The sequence below is a fragment of the Enterobacter sp. 50793107 genome (assembly GCF_001463365.1).
Classification (GTDB): Bacteria; Pseudomonadota; Gammaproteobacteria; order Enterobacterales; family Enterobacteriaceae; genus Enterobacter; species Enterobacter cloacae.
Genome location: NZ_LNII01000050.1, coordinates 17,508 through 31,917 on the forward strand (window position 1 = coordinate 17,508; position 14,410 = coordinate 31,917).

The following is a 14,410-nucleotide window of genomic DNA, read 5'->3' on the forward strand; positions in this document are numbered from 1 at the left end:
GCATTTCTATTCTATAGGTTGGGGTAGTAAGAATTAACGGTGCGATTTACAAATGCTTTCTTTTTATTCAACTCGTCATCAGCCCTTCATAAAGCAGGTGCATTCACATGCGCTTACCACTATTCTTGCGCTTACGGAAGACATCTCCGCTTTTTTCGGTCTTATTAACCGTAAAGAAATAAATACAGAAAACGGATATTCATAATTACACACGCACAGCGTGAACATAACAACCACACACGAGGTTTCAAATGGAAGCTCAACAGCACGGCGATCAGCTAAAGCGCGGCCTTAAAAACCGCCATATACAGCTCATCGCATTGGGTGGTGCTATCGGCACTGGCCTGTTTCTGGGAAGCGCATCCGTCATCCAGTCGGCCGGTCCAGGCATTATTTTGGGTTACGCTATCGCAGGTTTTATTGCGTTTCTGATCATGCGCCAGTTAGGTGAGATGGTCGTTGAAGAGCCGGTTGCAGGCTCGTTCAGTCACTTTGCCTACAAATACTGGGGCAGTTTTGCCGGTTTCGCTTCCGGCTGGAACTACTGGGTGCTTTACGTTCTGGTGGCCATGGCAGAACTGACCGCCGTGGGGAAATACATTCAGTTCTGGTATCCCGAGATCCCAACCTGGGTTTCTGCGGCAGCGTTCTTCGTCATTATCAACGCCATCAACCTGACCAACGTAAAAGTGTTCGGTGAGATGGAGTTCTGGTTTGCCATCATCAAAGTCATTGCCGTGGTGGCGATGATTATCTTTGGCGGCTGGCTGCTGTTCAGCGGCAACGGTGGCCCACAGGCCACGGTGCGTAACCTCTGGGAGCAAGGTGGATTCCTGCCTCACGGGATGACCGGTCTGGTGATGATGATGGCCATTATTATGTTTTCCTTCGGGGGGCTGGAGCTGGTGGGGATCACCGCCGCTGAAGCCGACAACCCGGAGCAAAGCATCCCGAAAGCGACGAATCAGGTTATCTACCGAATTCTGATCTTCTATGTGGGTTCACTGGCCGTTCTGCTCTCACTGCTGCCGTGGACACGCGTCACGGCCGACACCAGCCCGTTCGTCCTTATCTTCCACGAACTGGGCGATACCTTCGTGGCGAATGCGCTCAATATCGTCGTGCTGACGGCGGCGCTTTCCGTCTACAACAGCTGCGTGTACTGCAACAGCCGCATGCTGTTCGGCCTTGCGCAGCAGGGTAACGCACCAAAAGCCCTGCTGAACGTCGATAAGCGCGGCGTGCCGGTCAATACCATCATTGTTTCGGCTATCGTGACGGCGCTTTGCGTGCTGATTAACTACATGGCCCCCGAATCGGCGTTTGGCCTGCTAATGGCCCTGGTGGTCTCGGCTCTGGTGATTAACTGGGCGATGATCAGCCTGGCGCACATCAAGTTCCGCCGCGCTAAACAGCAGCAGGGCGTAACCACCCGCTTCCCTGCCCTGCTCTATCCGCTGGGTAACTGGGTTTGCCTGCTGTTTATGGCGGGCGTGCTGGTGATTATGCTGCTCACCCCAGGCATGGCGATTTCCGTTTACCTGATACCGGTCTGGATTGCGATCCTCGGCGTGGGGTATCTGGTAAAACAGAAAAACGGTAAAACCGTAAAAGCACATTAATAACCCCTCAGCTCAGCACTCGTTTCGCGGGTGCTGAGCGTTTGTTACCTTCCTCACAAATTCACCTCGTCAGCCGCTTTATCCATATCACCGCCCTGATACTGCAACGCATATATCGATTAGCCAGCAAATAATTCTCTCCATACCGTCACCCGGAGAGCAGTCAATGGATAACAATAAACTGTCAGTAAAAGAGAAGATCGGCTATGGGATGGGCGATGCAGGATGCAATATCATCTTCGGCGCCATCATGTTGTTTGTTAATTATTTTTATACCGATATTTTTGGGCTGGCACCTGCGCTGGTCGGCGTGTTGCTGCTGTCCGTGCGCGTTATAGATGCCGTTACGGACCCGATCATGGGGGCCATCGCGGACCGTACCCGCAGTAAATATGGGCGGTTTCGTCCATGGCTTTTGTGGATTGCGTTCCCCTATGCGCTATTCAGTATCCTGATGTTCACCACGCCAGACTGGAGCTATAACAGCAAAGTTATCTATGCCTTTGTGACCTACTTCCTGCTCTCGTTAACCTATACGGCCATCAACATTCCCTACTGCTCGTTGGGCGGCGTGATCACCAATGACCCAAAAGAGCGCGTGGCTTGCCAGTCCTATCGCTTTGTGATGGTGGGTATTGCCACGCTTTTACTGTCGCTCACGCTCCTGCCGATGGCGGACTGGTTTGGTGGCGATAACAAAGCCAAAGGCTACCAGATGGCGATGACCGTGCTGGCGCTGATTGGTACCTGTATGTTCCTGTTCTGCTTCGCCACCGTGCGCGAGCGCGTACGTCCGGCGGTGCAGACCCATGATGAGCTGAAAAACGATCTGAAGGACGTGTGGAAAAACGACCAGTGGGTACGCATTCTGCTGCTGACGCTCTGCAACGTCTGCCCGGGCTTTATCCGCATGGCGGCCACCATGTATTACGTCACCTGGGTAATGGGCCAGAGCACTCACTTTGCCACCCTGTTTATCAGCCTGGGCGTGGTGGGAATGATGCTCGGCAGTATGCTGGCGAAAGTGCTGACCGACCGCTGGTGTAAACTGAAAGTGTTCTTCTGGACCAACATCGTGCTGGCGCTTTTCTCCTGTGCGTTCTATTTCTTCGACCCGAAAGCGACCGTCACCATCGTGGTGCTCTACTTCCTGCTTAACATTCTTCACCAGATCCCATCTCCGCTGCACTGGTCGCTAATGGCCGATGTGGACGACTATGGCGAGTGGAAAACCGGTAAACGCATCACCGGGATCAGCTTCTCGGGCAATATCTTCTTCCTCAAGCTGGGGCTGGCGATTGCTGGCGCGATGGTGGGCTTCCTGCTCTCCTGGTATGGCTACGACGCCGGTGCGAAAGCGCAAAGCGCAGAGGCCATTAACGGGATCGTTCTGCTGTTTACCGTGATCCCGGGCGTGGGGTATTTGATCACTGCGGGCGTAGTGCGACTGCTGAAAGTGGATCGGGAAACCATGAAACAGATCCAGCTCGACCTGGAGAAACGCCGCACCAACTACAGCGAACTGAACGCCTGGCAGGAAACGAGAGCCGAAACAAAAGAAGGAACGCCGCATGCATAACTGGCCTAACCCGTTTATAGAACAACGCGCTGACCCGTACGTTCTGCGTCATGAAGGGCAATATTATTTTATCGCCTCCGTGCCGCAATACGACAGGCTGGCGATCCGCCGGGCAGCGTCGCTGGAAGGGCTGCGCAGTGCCGACGAGGTGGTCGTATGGCGCAAACCGGAGACTGGCCCAATGAGCCAGCTTATCTGGGCACCGGAACTGCATCATATCGACGGTAAGTGGTACATCTATTTTGCCGCCGCGCACACCCAGGCGCTGGATGGTCTGGGCATGTTCCAGCACCGCATGTTTGTGCTGGAGTGTGCCGACCGCGACCCGCTAACCGGCACGTGGACTGAAAAAGGCCAGGTAAAAACGCCGTTCGACACCTTTGCGCTGGACGCGACCACGTTCGTGCATCAGGGGAAACGCTGGTATTTGTGGGCGCAAAAAGCCCCGGATATCTCCGGCAACTCCAATCTCTATTTAAGTGAAATGGAGAACCCGTGGACGCTGAAAGGCGAGCCGGTGATGCTCAGTAAACCGGAATATGACTGGGAGTGCCGCGGCTTCTGGGTCAACGAAGGCCCGGCGGTGCTGTTCCACGGCGACAAGTTGTTTATCAGCTATTCCGCCAGCGCGACCGACGAGAACTACTGCATGGGGCTGCTGTGGACAGAGATCAATGCCGATCCGCAAAATCCTGCGAACTGGCACAAGGCCTCGCGCCCGGTCTTCGTCACCAGCTACGAAAACCGCCAGTATGGGCCAGGCCATAACAGCTTTACGCAAACGCCCGAAGGAGAAGATGTGCTGGTGTATCACGCGCGAAATTACACCGAAATTGAAGGCGATCCGCTTTATGACCCCAATCGTCATACCCGCCTGAAGCTCGTCCGCTGGCACGAAAACGGGATGCCTGATTTTGGCATCCCACCTGCAGATACGCCTTAACCGCTACGGCACGCGGGTTCAGACCAGCGTGCCGTAAATGGTCAGCAACGCCACGATAACGACCACCACAAACGACGTTTTCTTCGCCATCGAGACCGCCGCTTTCGGCGTTTCTATCTTGTCGGTATGCGGCTCACGCGCCAGTGAGAACTGCGCGAGGCGTGTCAGCACCTGGTACTGCGAGGTATGACGGTCGCCAAGCGACGCGAACCACGCCGGGAGCGCTTTTTCGCCGTGGCCAATAAGCGCGTAGACCACACCCACCAGACGAACCGGAAGCCAGTCGAGCACGTGCAGGATCGCATCAATGCCGGAGAGCAAACGTTCATGCGGGGTGAGATAGCGGGCAAGCCAGGTCTGCCAGGCGCGCAGGAACGCATATCCCATCAGCAGTACCGGCCCCCACGGGCCCCCCACCACAAACCAGAACAGCGGCGCCAGGTAGTAGCGGAAGTTAATCCACAGCAGCGCGTTTTGCAGTTCACGCAGGAACTCGCGTTCATCGCAATCCGGCGGCACGCCGTGGATCATCGTCAGCTCGCTGGCCATGGCGCTACGTGCATGCGCATCATCACGGGAAGCGGCTTTCAGATAAGCGTGATAGTGCATACGCACCTTGCCTGCGCCAATACACAGCACGCCGAGCAGGATCCACACCACCAGTAGCGGCACGTTGAAAAAGAGGCCGTATAACGAGCGCAGCAGCAAGAACGTAATCACCATCACGCCCGCGGTCATCAGCAGCGTACGCAGCATGGAAAAATGGTTAATCCGGCGGAAAAGCACCTCCAGCCGGTGATCCAGATGCCAGTGCTCACCGAGTTTGAACAAGCGTTCAGCGATGATAACCAGCAGCATGGTAAACAACGTCATGTTATCTCCTTATTCTGACGACGCGGTAAGCATGGCGCGAAACCGGGGCCAGTCAAATGCAGGGCCAGGATCGGTTTTTCGCGCCGGGGCGATATCACAGTGTCCCGTAATGTTCTCTGCAATCGCAGGGTAAAGCCTGATGAGCGTTTGGGTGATATCCACCAACCGCTGGTACTGTGCATCGGTATAAGGGGTGGTGTCCGTGCCTTCCAGCTCAATCCCAATAGAGAAGTCATTGCAACGCTCGCGCCCCTTATACATCGAGACACCCGCATGCCAGGCGCGCTTATCAAAAGGAACATACTGAACCACTTCGCCATCGCGACGGATCAGGCAGTGCGCCGATACGCGCAGATGCGCAATCTCAGCAAAGAAAGGATGGGCATCGGGATCTATCGTTCCCGTGAATAACGCATCGATCCACGGACCGCCAAACTCACCTGGCGGGAGACTAATGTTATGAACCACCAGCAGTGTGGGCTTTTCATCCTCCGGGCGGCCATCGTGGTGCGGTGAGGGTACACGCCGCGCATCCACCAGCCATCCGTCTTCTAACAACATGCTGGAACTCCTTATGTATGGTGCTGTTACTCGGTTCAGAGTAGCATGTTTCAATATTATGATTCGTTACCAATTTGGAGTTTTATCATGCCGCCTCGCCGCTACAACCCCGACCACCGACGTGAAGCGCTTCTGGAACGTATTAATATGGATATTCCGGCAAGCGTTGCCCATGCTTTGAAAGAAGATCTGGGCGGTGACGTCAGCGCGGACAACGATATTACCGCACAATTATTGCCGAAAGAGACACGCTCACACGCCGTGATCATCACCCGCGAAGATGGCGTGTTTTGCGGCAAGCGCTGGGTTGAAGAGGTCTTTACTCAACTGGCTGGCGATGAGGTGCAAATCACCTGGCATGTCGAAGACGGTGACGCCATTACCGCAAACCAGCCGCTGTTTGAGCTTGAAGGCCCGTCCCGCGTGCTGCTGACCGGTGAACGTACCGCGCTTAACTTTGTGCAGACCCTTTCAGGGGTGGCAAGTGAAGTGCGTCGTTACGTTGACCTGCTGGCCGGTACCCATACGCAGCTGCTGGACACCCGTAAAACGCTGCCAGGTCTGCGCACGGCATTAAAGTACGCGGTGCTTTGTGGCGGGGGAGCCAACCACCGTCTGGGGTTGTCCGACGCCTTCCTGATTAAAGAGAACCACATTATTGCCTCTGGCTCTGTGCGTCAGGCGGTGGAGAAAGCCTTCTGGCTGCACCCGGATGTGCCGGTTGAAGTGGAAGTTGAAAACCTCGAAGAGCTGGAGCAGGCCATCAAGGCCGGTGCCGATATCATCATGCTCGATAACTTTGAAACAGCACAGATGCGCGAGGCGGTGAAGCTCACCAACGGCCAGGCACAGCTCGAAGTTTCAGGAAACGTCACCTTCGAAACGATCCGTGAATTCGCCGAAACCGGCGTGGACTACATTTCTGTCGGGGCGCTGACCAAGCACGTTCGCGCCCTCGATCTCTCCATGCGCTTCAAATAACGTCGTCTCCCCTCTCTGCCTGGAGAGGGGAAATTTCAGCCCTCCTCGCAATCTCTCTGTTCTTCTCTGCAAGTAAGTACAAATTCCCTGAACGCCGCTTCACGTTCCATTTTTTGCCCCTCGTCTGCTTTTTTCCCCGCTGTCAGAGTAGCGCCACTTAACCCTGAGGAGCAGATATGAACAGACAACAAGGCTTCACGCTCATTGAGCTGATGGTGATGATTAACAGCAAATTACTTTTTTTTCGTCAGCGAAAAAGCATAACTATCTGATTAAATTAAGAATAGATATCGAAAGGATTTAAAAGTACAAAATTGCTTTCTATATTTGCTGCCCCCTCTGCTGCTATAATTGTTACTAATTTGTTAACTTTTCCTTATGGTGAGCATATCTCGCCCTAAAAACCCGATAAAGAAAATGCTCGGCTCTGAGGATTGTATATTGGGCGTAAATGATTGTATTCTCTATACATTGGTAAGACGCGAGATAACGTTTAGCTATATCCGCGATATGGTTCGAGTTGTTTTATCAAAAAGATAGCAAACAAACCATAATCATCTGTAATATAAGGATAAAATATGGATAGCAGTTTAATTTCTGTCTCAAAAATATTCACTGAAAGACTTCTGAGAATCCCAGACTATCAGAGGGGATACGCTTGGACAGCCAAAGAGGTAAGTGACTTTTGGAATGATTTAGTTCATTTAGAAGATAATAAAAGTCACTATGTCGGAGTGTTGACACTAGAAGATGTTCCTGAAAAAAACATTAATGGTTGGGTTGAGGATCACTGGATCATAAGATCGAGGAGTTATGCACCCTACTTTATTGTCGATGGTCAGCAACGCATGACTACAATCATCATTTTAATTCAAAGCATCATAGAGGAAGTGAAGAATAGAGGGGTTGATATTCAGTTAAACTATACTGACATCGAGGAAATTCAAAAAAAATTCATATTTGAAACAAAGCAAAAAAACTCACCATCTAGATCTTATATCTTTGGATATGATAAAGACAATCCTAGTTATGAATATTTAAAGCAAGAGATCTTCAAAGAGCATTCAATAAACTCATCGAAGCTTGAAAATACTATATATACACAAAACCTATCTAATGCCAAGAAGTTCTTTTCTGAGAAGATTAACCCACTGTCTATTCCAGAAATAGAAAATTTATACAAGAAAGTCACTCAGCACTTCTTATTTAATATATATTCTCTGGATGAAGAAATTGACACGTATGTTGCCTTTGAAACAATGAACAATCGAGGGAAAATATTATCCCACTTAGAATTGTTAAAAAATAGATTGATATACCTTACAACTAAATTACCAGAACCTGATGATGAAAAAGACTCCTTGAGACATGCTATCAATGAGTGTTGGAAATCAATGTATCATTTCTTAGGTAAAGATATTAAGAAACGTCTTTCTGATGATGAGTTTCTTTACCATCATTACATTTTATACTTTAAAGAACTTCCAGCGACCACTGATGATAGTGACAAATATGTTTACGAGGAAAACTTATACTATACATTAAACCACGGAGTAATATTAAGTGGCCGGGACGAACACAAACGAGTTTTGATTGATGACATATTTTCAGCTAAACCACTTACAGATAAAACCAGAAATCACGAAGTTACAGCTGAGTTTATAAGTAACTATGTAAAAAATTTGAAGCGTTCGGTTGAAACTTGGTATAACCTACATAACCCTGATGAAAGTACATATCCACCAGAGGTTCGGGAATGGTTATCACGTTTAACAAAGATTCCGTCATGGCGTAGTTGTCGTATTTTATTACTTGAACTATTGAATAATGGAAGTAGCAAGAAAAGTATTGTCACAATACTTTCACTTGTAGAACGCCTATTATTCATTCAAACAATGTTACTTGACAGTTATCATTTTAGAAACATAAACTTAGTTGAGTTAGCTCTAAAGTTCAAGAAAGAAGGAAACACCGATAAATTAGAATCACATATCCGGATAGAGACCGATAAACTTTTGAAATATGCTCATAAAGAATTTTCTTTGAAATTCAAAGATAGTGATTTTTACAATTGGGGTGGGCTCAAATATTTCTTATACGAGTATGAATATAGTTTACAATCCACATCCAAAACCAATAGAACAAAGTTGGACTGGGATGAATTTCGAAGAAAAGAAAAAGATGTTGACTATAATACTATTGAACATATCTATCCACAAAGAGCAAGACATTCATCATGGACTGTACTCTTTGATAAGTATTCATCCAAAGACAGAAAAAAATTACGGCATACTATAGGAAACTTAGTTCCTCTTTCTCTCAAAAAAAATGCATCACTTTCAAATAGACCGTTTTTAGAGAAAGTAAGTAAAGGATTTAGATATGGTTGTTACTCAGAGAATGAAATCACCTGTTTTGACTCGTGGGGACCAAATCAAATAAAAGATAGAAGTTATCGATTACTTGCTTTTATGGATAAGCGTTGGGAGTTAGGTTTATGCCCTCCGCATATAATTAAAGATAAAGATAAAGCTAAACAATATTATTTAAATTTAATTGGCTTAAACTTCGATTAAAGACTACTGTCAGCTTGAAATATCAAGCTGACAAATTTTTTTTATGCCTTATTGTTATCTCTAGCATATAATTCCTTTTTGACGCGAAAAACTGTAGCCCTGCCGCAATCACACAACTTCGCGATCTCGTCGGGTGTATTCTTCCCAGCCCGTAACATATTGATGATTTTGCTATGAAGTTCCTTGTTCTTTTGCTTGCCCTTGTACTTCTTGGCTTCTTTAGCAAGGGCGATCCCCTCGGAGCGGCGAGATGCGATCATACCTCTTTCAAATTCTGCAACTGCTCCCATCATGGTAAGAATGAGGCGAGATTGTGGGGAGTTATCAAAGCTCATTGAATTCGCAAGAAACTTAACGGTAATCCCGCGAGCTACGAGGCTATCAATCATTTCCAATAAATCGCGGGTATTACGAGCGAGGCGATCGATAGAATGAGTTATGAGCATATCACCTTCGCGGAGGTGTGAAAGCAGGTTCAACAGTTCAGGCCGTTCGCTGGTGGACTTTCCTGATTCCTTCTCTGTAATAACTTTGTCGCATTCAGGTTCCAGTACTGCCAACTGACGCTCAAGATTCTGATCCTTTGTTGAGACTCTCGCATAACCAAAAATCATTTCCCTGCCCTCACCGCCGATAAGTATCATTTAAATTAACTAAATGATACAGTATCATTTAAACCCATTCAATATATAAATGATACTAAATGAGACGAGATAAACGCGTATCGTTAGGGGGTACCCAAAAGAGATTTTTGATCGTTCGTTTTTTGTCGATACGGGGTTAGTGAAAAATTCGGTACTGAGATCTGAGTACACGGCATTTGGTCGGCGAGGTTGAACCTAATCAGACGAACGAGATTTTAAATCTTGCAGAAAAATACTGACTGTACTTTTATCTCAGTAAACGATCCCTTTAACTTTTCCCTGAACAAAGATAAGAACAACCCTCACTTTTTCTTCCTCTAAACGAGCAGTAATTCTAACGCAAGACTCATAGTGAGAAACAATCGTATCACACTGATACATATGACATTTCAATCCATGAAGAGCAACTTACCCACAAAATTCATGATGCATTAATACTCGTTCTATAATAGGATATACAGTTACTTACGAGGAATGCCATTGTTAGGAATAAAGATGAAACTTCCCAGACAAAGCATCATTAACAGATTCCCAGATTTGCATATTCATCAAACCATCGATGAAATTAGAGAACTCTTAACAAATGGATTTGATGATTCCCAAAAAACAATTTTTTTATGTGGGAAAGATAAATCTGACAAAAAAAGCCTTCGATACAAATTCTCAACTTTTCTTTCACAAGAGAAAGGTATTACTCTTACCTATCCAGAAGATTTGTTTGAAGATCTCCTTGAAGGCCAAGGAAAAAATAGCCTACTATCTCTTGAAACGCAGCTTGCAGACTCTGTTGATCTGATAGTTCTTATACCTGAAAGCCCAGGTTCTTTCGCAGAGTTAGGTGCTTTTTCTATGGATAAGGCCTTAGCAGAAAAAATGCTAGTTATGAGGATGGGAGAGTTCAAGTCAGGTAAAAGTTTTATAAATCATGGTCCTGTAAGGCTAGTCAGAACTCATGGTGGGGAAATCTTTGACATCCCAAAAAACTTTGATGAAAAGAATCCTGAACATGTAAAAACAGTACTTGGAAAAATCAAACAAACGCTACCAAGTGGAAGAAAGAAGAAAGAACTAGATAATATATTATTATATTCAAAACATGTTCTTCTTTTAATATATCTTTTTGATGATTTGAATTTGCGTTCCGTGTACAAAACCATGGAATTGATAATGAATAGAAAATTCGAAAATCGAGACAACATTGCATGTAAAGCTGCAACACATTCACTCATAAGAGCAGGAATGATTAACCAGCAAGAAGGGTTATTCACCATAACTCAAGTCGGTTATGATGCAATAATTAATAGTTTCCATCTGAAATCATCACTCACTGAGCTAAGAACAAAAATCATGAATAAACAATATGCTAGACACTGATTAAGTTTCATCATAAAATTCACGAGTGTGCTAGTTTTTAAGCAGGTGGCTTACTAGTCAGCTAGTTAAGTCCACAGTGGATGGAGAGTCTCTCCGTTCCCGCAGTTCATCACAGAGACAGCGTGATGATCGAGTCCCCCAACTCCCGCCCGCCGTGATTTGGGGGACTCGTACATCCGCCTTACGGAAGGATAATGAACATCCATACCTTCACAGGTATGTCTGTTCATCCTCCTTCCCCGCTGTAGTCGTTAAAAACTAGCACACAATTTCAGATAGAAATTACACCTCTGCTATGATGAAATAAAATGAATACTCATCAAGGAAAGTACACCCAGCAACTGTTATCTCTCCCTATTCTTGAGAATGTGGACGACTTATCACAATCCCTCAGACTTCCTAAAGAAGTCATATCCAAGTTTAGCTTTAATAATGATAGATACTATCACCGTATTGAAATGGAAAAAAAATCTGGTGGTATTCGTCACATTGAAAGCCCACTAAAAGAATTAAAAGCAATACAAAGATGGGTATTACGATATATTTTAGATAAATTATCTCCTTCATCTTTCGCGAAAGGCTTTGTTAGGAAAAAATCCATTCTTGACAATGCTAAACCGCATGAAGGAAATCAATATGTATTGAACCTTGATCTGAAAGATTTTTTTACGACTGTACAAGCATCACATGTATATACATTATTTAAGAACATAGGATACAACAATAACATAGCCTTTATACTTACCTCTTTTTGTACCAAAAGTGGGTATTTGCCCCAAGGAGCACCAACTTCTCCTGCTTTATCGAATCTTGTTTGCTTAAGACTTGATCACCGTATATCTACTTATTGTAAAAAACGTGCTTTGACATACACACGTTACGCTGATGACCTTTGTATATCAGGAAATAAGATACTAATCTTACAGAAGGCATCTTACTTAATAAAAGATATCATTTGTGACGAAGGGTTTACTATAAACTCCAAAAAAGAAAAGTTCTTAGGTCCAAAGGTACGAAGAGAAGTTACAGGTTTAACTGTCACCCCTAAGATCACGATCAGTAAAAAGAATTATTGTCTCTATAGAAAGAGAATCTATGATCTTGTAAGGACAGAAACCCAAAACAAGCATGAAATAATAAAAGGAATATTATCATTTGTCAGAAGTATCGATAAAGATAAAGGAAAAAAACTTTCTTTATTCTATCAGAACCAAATTACTCTCATTGCAGATAGTTAAAATCAATGAGGCCAAACTGATGGCCTCATTACTTACGGTCAGTTGAGGCGATTTAGTACCATATACTCTGGCTGGCACATACTCTCCCGTTCCCTTAACCAGTAATAATCCAGATCGGCGATATGCACATTGAGTCTCGAATCTACACGATTAATCTGTAAGCGTAGACCTACAGTATCTTTGTAGGACAAACCTGATTTAACAACATACTTGTACTTAACCCCGATTTCTTCTTCAAAAGATATGAGATAAGGAGTGATTTGCTTTTGGATTTCTTTCAGACAAATAACTTCATTGCCAACAACAAAGGGCGTTTCAGTTTTACCGTCAGGAATAGTAGCCGCAATTGTGGCTGATGGGAGTAACATTAACAGTACTGATAATGCTCTTTTCATCTATTCTTTCTCTTGAATAAAATCATTGTTTAGAACAAATTTGTGTAATCGTTGCATTATGGTTAAATTCAACATCAATTACTTTTATAGTGCTATCATTCAGTACTGATACAAAATAGTTACTTGATGAATTCTCGTACTTCCGAGATCCGTCTGATGCGATTTCGTTGAATTCAGCAGTATACACACTATCTTTATCACCTGGAATTGGCATTCGACTGATCAACTTATCATCTGAGATTGTATATTCAACTAAAATACCTTTATCTGAATAGTAACCAGAATCGCGTTTAGTTCCCTGTCGAGTTTGTGTTATTGCATCGAACTTATCACATTTATAAACATTGGTTTTGGCCTTTTCAGTACTGTCAGCCGTTGAAGCCTTTGCATCAGTACTTTTATCTTGTGAAACGACCCCTGCCCCAATCCCAATAGATACCATAAAAGCAATGAAACTCATTGATAAGGATGTAATCAACGCTCTGATCTTTCCATGGCCTCTATTTCTACTACGATTTGAAACTTTCTTATAACAAAATACCGAAATTGCTATGCAGATAATGAAAACGATCAATCCAGACATACATTCTCCTCAGATTTCATTTACGTTAGGTTTCTCATATCGTTCAGGCCAGATCGTACTAACGGGTACACCGATAAAATCGGCAATAATTCGCTCACCTTTCGGCCAATGTCGCTCAAGTACGTTGTAAAGTGTTCTTTCATGTAAACCGCTATCTCTGGATAGCTGTGCCAACGTTCCTCCTCGCTTCTTGATAGCAGCCAATATATCGGCCCTATGCCAGTTCTCAGTACTAGCATTTTGCTCCTTTATCTGAGATTCTAACTTGTTGTGAATACTCATAATGACCACTCATTACTAATATTGAGAACATGATTGATCATTAAAAGGAATTCGTCAAATAAAAATGAGGAACAAAGTTCCTTTTAATGTGGTGGGTTGTGCATGGCTGGCAAGAAAGAAAGCGTTGAACAGTTCAGCGAAAGGTTAAAATCGATAGTACCTTCTGGTTCAGGGCGAGATTTCGCCAAAAAAGCAGGCATAGGGTACAGTACTGTCCACAACTATCTACAAGCTGTATCAAGCCCTACGCTTGAGAATCTTGTGCTTCTGGCTAAAGCTGGCGGGGTGTCGGTTGAATGGCTGGCTACTGGAAAAGAGTATTCAAAATCGGCAAACACAGACCAAGCCGAAGAACTGTTGAAAATTCCTTTTATTGATAGAGATGATTTCCTTTTACTGGATTCAGGTACTTTCCCTGATTTACAGGTAAAGGCCAAGTCTCTTGCTGCATTACGGGTCAGTACAGATGTAATGGAACCAACATTCTTAGTTGACAGTATTTTACTTATTGATCAGCAACATAAGCAGTTAAAAGACGGTAAAGTGGTAGTACTCCACAAAGAAGGAAGCTACCTGTATAAGCGGGTGCAGGTAGTCCCTGATGGATACAATCTGAGCAGTGATAATCCCAAATACAGTGCGATGATCGTCAATCAGGATTCACTATCTTCCTTTGACGTTCTAGGGGAAGTCTTGGTAGTACTGAATCATCTGTAGTCTGTGAGTCTGTGTTTATGAAGCCCTTTAAAGGTTCTCAGT

General features: G+C 45.2%; 15 protein-coding genes. 9 read left to right on the plus strand and 6 right to left on the minus strand.

The annotated features are described in order from the left end of the window. Window positions 1-251: 251 nt before the first annotated feature. From aroP to APU11_RS06370, 3 genes are all read left to right on the plus strand, one after another. Window positions 252-1,622 (plus strand): aromatic amino acid transporter AroP, encoded by a 1,371-nt coding sequence (gene aroP / locus APU11_RS06360; RefSeq protein WP_013095594.1) that lies wholly within the window; start codon window positions 252-254, stop codon window positions 1,620-1,622. Window positions 1,623-1,788: 166 nt separating this feature from the next. Next, window positions 1,789-3,201 (plus strand): MFS transporter, encoded by a 1,413-nt coding sequence (locus tag APU11_RS06365; protein WP_020688510.1) that lies wholly within the window; start codon window positions 1,789-1,791, stop codon window positions 3,199-3,201. Next, entirely contained in the window at window positions 3,194-4,144 is a 951-nt protein-coding gene (locus tag APU11_RS06370) for a family 43 glycosylhydrolase (RefSeq protein ID WP_058651096.1), read from the plus strand. The genes APU11_RS06365 and APU11_RS06370 overlap by 8 nt, the downstream gene beginning before the upstream one ends. An 18-nt stretch (window positions 4,145-4,162) precedes the next feature. Here the strand turns inward: APU11_RS06370 and ampE are convergent, their stop codons facing one another. Both ampE and ampD read right to left on the minus strand, forming a co-directional pair. After that, window positions 4,163-5,017 carry a beta-lactamase regulator AmpE gene (gene ampE / locus APU11_RS06375; protein ID WP_020688508.1) on the minus strand — a complete coding sequence of 285 codons (855 nt, stop codon included), beginning with the start codon at window positions 5,015-5,017 and terminating at the stop codon, window positions 4,163-4,165. Window positions 5,018-5,026: 9 nt separating this feature from the next. Further along, on the minus strand, window positions 5,027-5,578 hold the full coding sequence (gene ampD, locus APU11_RS06380) for a 1,6-anhydro-N-acetylmuramyl-L-alanine amidase AmpD (RefSeq protein ID WP_058651097.1): 552 nt from the start codon (window positions 5,576-5,578) through the stop codon (window positions 5,027-5,029). 87 nt (window positions 5,579-5,665) lie between these two features. Between ampD and nadC the strand changes: the two genes are divergently transcribed. From nadC to APU11_RS06390, 3 genes are all read left to right on the plus strand, one after another. After that, entirely contained in the window at window positions 5,666-6,559 is an 894-nt protein-coding gene (gene nadC / locus APU11_RS06385) for a carboxylating nicotinate-nucleotide diphosphorylase (protein ID WP_013095589.1), read from the plus strand. 176 nt (window positions 6,560-6,735) lie between these two features. Beyond that, window positions 6,736-6,831, plus strand: coding sequence for a prepilin-type N-terminal cleavage/methylation domain-containing protein (locus tag APU11_RS27655; protein ID WP_082646698.1), 96 nt, complete (start codon window positions 6,736-6,738; stop codon window positions 6,829-6,831). A 306-nt stretch (window positions 6,832-7,137) separates the two neighbouring features. Next, the gene (locus APU11_RS06390) at window positions 7,138-9,135 is read left to right on the plus strand and encodes a DUF262 domain-containing protein (protein WP_015585147.1); all 1,998 of its coding nucleotides are present in this window, start codon (window positions 7,138-7,140) and stop codon (window positions 9,133-9,135) included. Between the two features lie 41 nt (window positions 9,136-9,176). Here the strand turns inward: APU11_RS06390 and APU11_RS06395 are convergent, their stop codons facing one another. Beyond that, window positions 9,177-9,749, minus strand: a complete 573-nt coding sequence (locus APU11_RS06395; protein WP_015585148.1) for a recombinase family protein — start codon at window positions 9,747-9,749, stop codon at window positions 9,177-9,179. Window positions 9,750-10,274: 525 nt separating this feature from the next. Between APU11_RS06395 and APU11_RS06400 the strand changes: the two genes are divergently transcribed. Further along, on the plus strand, window positions 10,275-11,153 hold the full coding sequence (locus APU11_RS06400; protein ID WP_015585149.1) for a retron St85 family effector protein: 879 nt from the start codon (window positions 10,275-10,277) through the stop codon (window positions 11,151-11,153). Window positions 11,154-11,461: 308 nt separating this feature from the next. Beyond that, complete coding sequence (locus APU11_RS06405; protein WP_060578366.1) at window positions 11,462-12,391, plus strand: retron St85 family RNA-directed DNA polymerase; 930 nt, start codon at window positions 11,462-11,464, stop codon at window positions 12,389-12,391. 38 nt (window positions 12,392-12,429) lie between these two features. Here APU11_RS06405 and APU11_RS06410 read toward each other — a convergent pair whose 3' ends face one another. The 3 genes from APU11_RS06410 to APU11_RS06420 are packed head-to-tail and all read right to left on the minus strand — an operon-like array spanning window position 12,430 to window position 13,651. Next, entirely contained in the window at window positions 12,430-12,786 is a 357-nt protein-coding gene (locus APU11_RS06410) for a hypothetical protein (protein WP_060578367.1), read from the minus strand. Window positions 12,787-12,808: 22 nt separating this feature from the next. Then, on the minus strand, window positions 12,809-13,369 hold the full coding sequence (locus APU11_RS06415) for a hypothetical protein (RefSeq protein ID WP_060578368.1): 561 nt from the start codon (window positions 13,367-13,369) through the stop codon (window positions 12,809-12,811). A gap of 9 nt (window positions 13,370-13,378) precedes the next feature. Further along, window positions 13,379-13,651, minus strand: a complete 273-nt coding sequence (locus APU11_RS06420) for a helix-turn-helix domain-containing protein (protein ID WP_015585152.1) — start codon at window positions 13,649-13,651, stop codon at window positions 13,379-13,381. 102 nt (window positions 13,652-13,753) lie between these two features. Here APU11_RS06420 and APU11_RS06425 point away from each other — a divergent pair, with 102 nt between their 5' ends. Then, window positions 13,754-14,368, plus strand: a complete 615-nt coding sequence (locus APU11_RS06425; RefSeq protein ID WP_060578369.1) for a S24 family peptidase — start codon at window positions 13,754-13,756, stop codon at window positions 14,366-14,368. Window positions 14,369-14,410 lie beyond the last annotated feature (42 nt).

Excerpts from the sequence above, each read along its gene's own strand:
- aroP (WP_013095594.1), top strand. The coding sequence starts at position 252 with ATGGAAGCTCAACAGCACGGCGATCAGCTAAAGCGCGGCCTTAAAAAC.
- APU11_RS06365 (WP_020688510.1), top strand. The coding sequence starts at position 1,789 with ATGGATAACAATAAACTGTCAGTAAAAGAGAAGATCGGCTATGGGATG.
- APU11_RS06370 (WP_058651096.1), top strand. The coding sequence starts at position 3,194 with ATGCATAACTGGCCTAACCCGTTTATAGAACAACGCGCTGACCCGTAC.
- ampE (WP_020688508.1), bottom strand. The coding sequence starts at position 5,017 with ATGACGTTGTTTACCATGCTGCTGGTTATCATCGCTGAACGCTTGTTC.
- ampD (WP_058651097.1), bottom strand. The coding sequence starts at position 5,578 with ATGTTGTTAGAAGACGGATGGCTGGTGGATGCGCGGCGTGTACCCTCA.
- nadC (WP_013095589.1), top strand. The coding sequence starts at position 5,666 with ATGCCGCCTCGCCGCTACAACCCCGACCACCGACGTGAAGCGCTTCTG.
- APU11_RS27655 (WP_082646698.1), top strand. The coding sequence starts at position 6,736 with ATGAACAGACAACAAGGCTTCACGCTCATTGAGCTGATGGTGATGATT.
- APU11_RS06390 (WP_015585147.1), top strand. The coding sequence starts at position 7,138 with ATGGATAGCAGTTTAATTTCTGTCTCAAAAATATTCACTGAAAGACTT.
- APU11_RS06395 (WP_015585148.1), bottom strand. The coding sequence starts at position 9,749 with ATGATTTTTGGTTATGCGAGAGTCTCAACAAAGGATCAGAATCTTGAG.
- APU11_RS06400 (WP_015585149.1), top strand. The coding sequence starts at position 10,275 with ATGAAACTTCCCAGACAAAGCATCATTAACAGATTCCCAGATTTGCAT.
- APU11_RS06405 (WP_060578366.1), top strand. The coding sequence starts at position 11,462 with ATGAATACTCATCAAGGAAAGTACACCCAGCAACTGTTATCTCTCCCT.
- APU11_RS06410 (WP_060578367.1), bottom strand. The coding sequence starts at position 12,786 with ATGAAAAGAGCATTATCAGTACTGTTAATGTTACTCCCATCAGCCACA.
- APU11_RS06415 (WP_060578368.1), bottom strand. The coding sequence starts at position 13,369 with ATGTCTGGATTGATCGTTTTCATTATCTGCATAGCAATTTCGGTATTT.
- APU11_RS06420 (WP_015585152.1), bottom strand. The coding sequence starts at position 13,651 with ATGAGTATTCACAACAAGTTAGAATCTCAGATAAAGGAGCAAAATGCT.
- APU11_RS06425 (WP_060578369.1), top strand. The coding sequence starts at position 13,754 with ATGGCTGGCAAGAAAGAAAGCGTTGAACAGTTCAGCGAAAGGTTAAAA.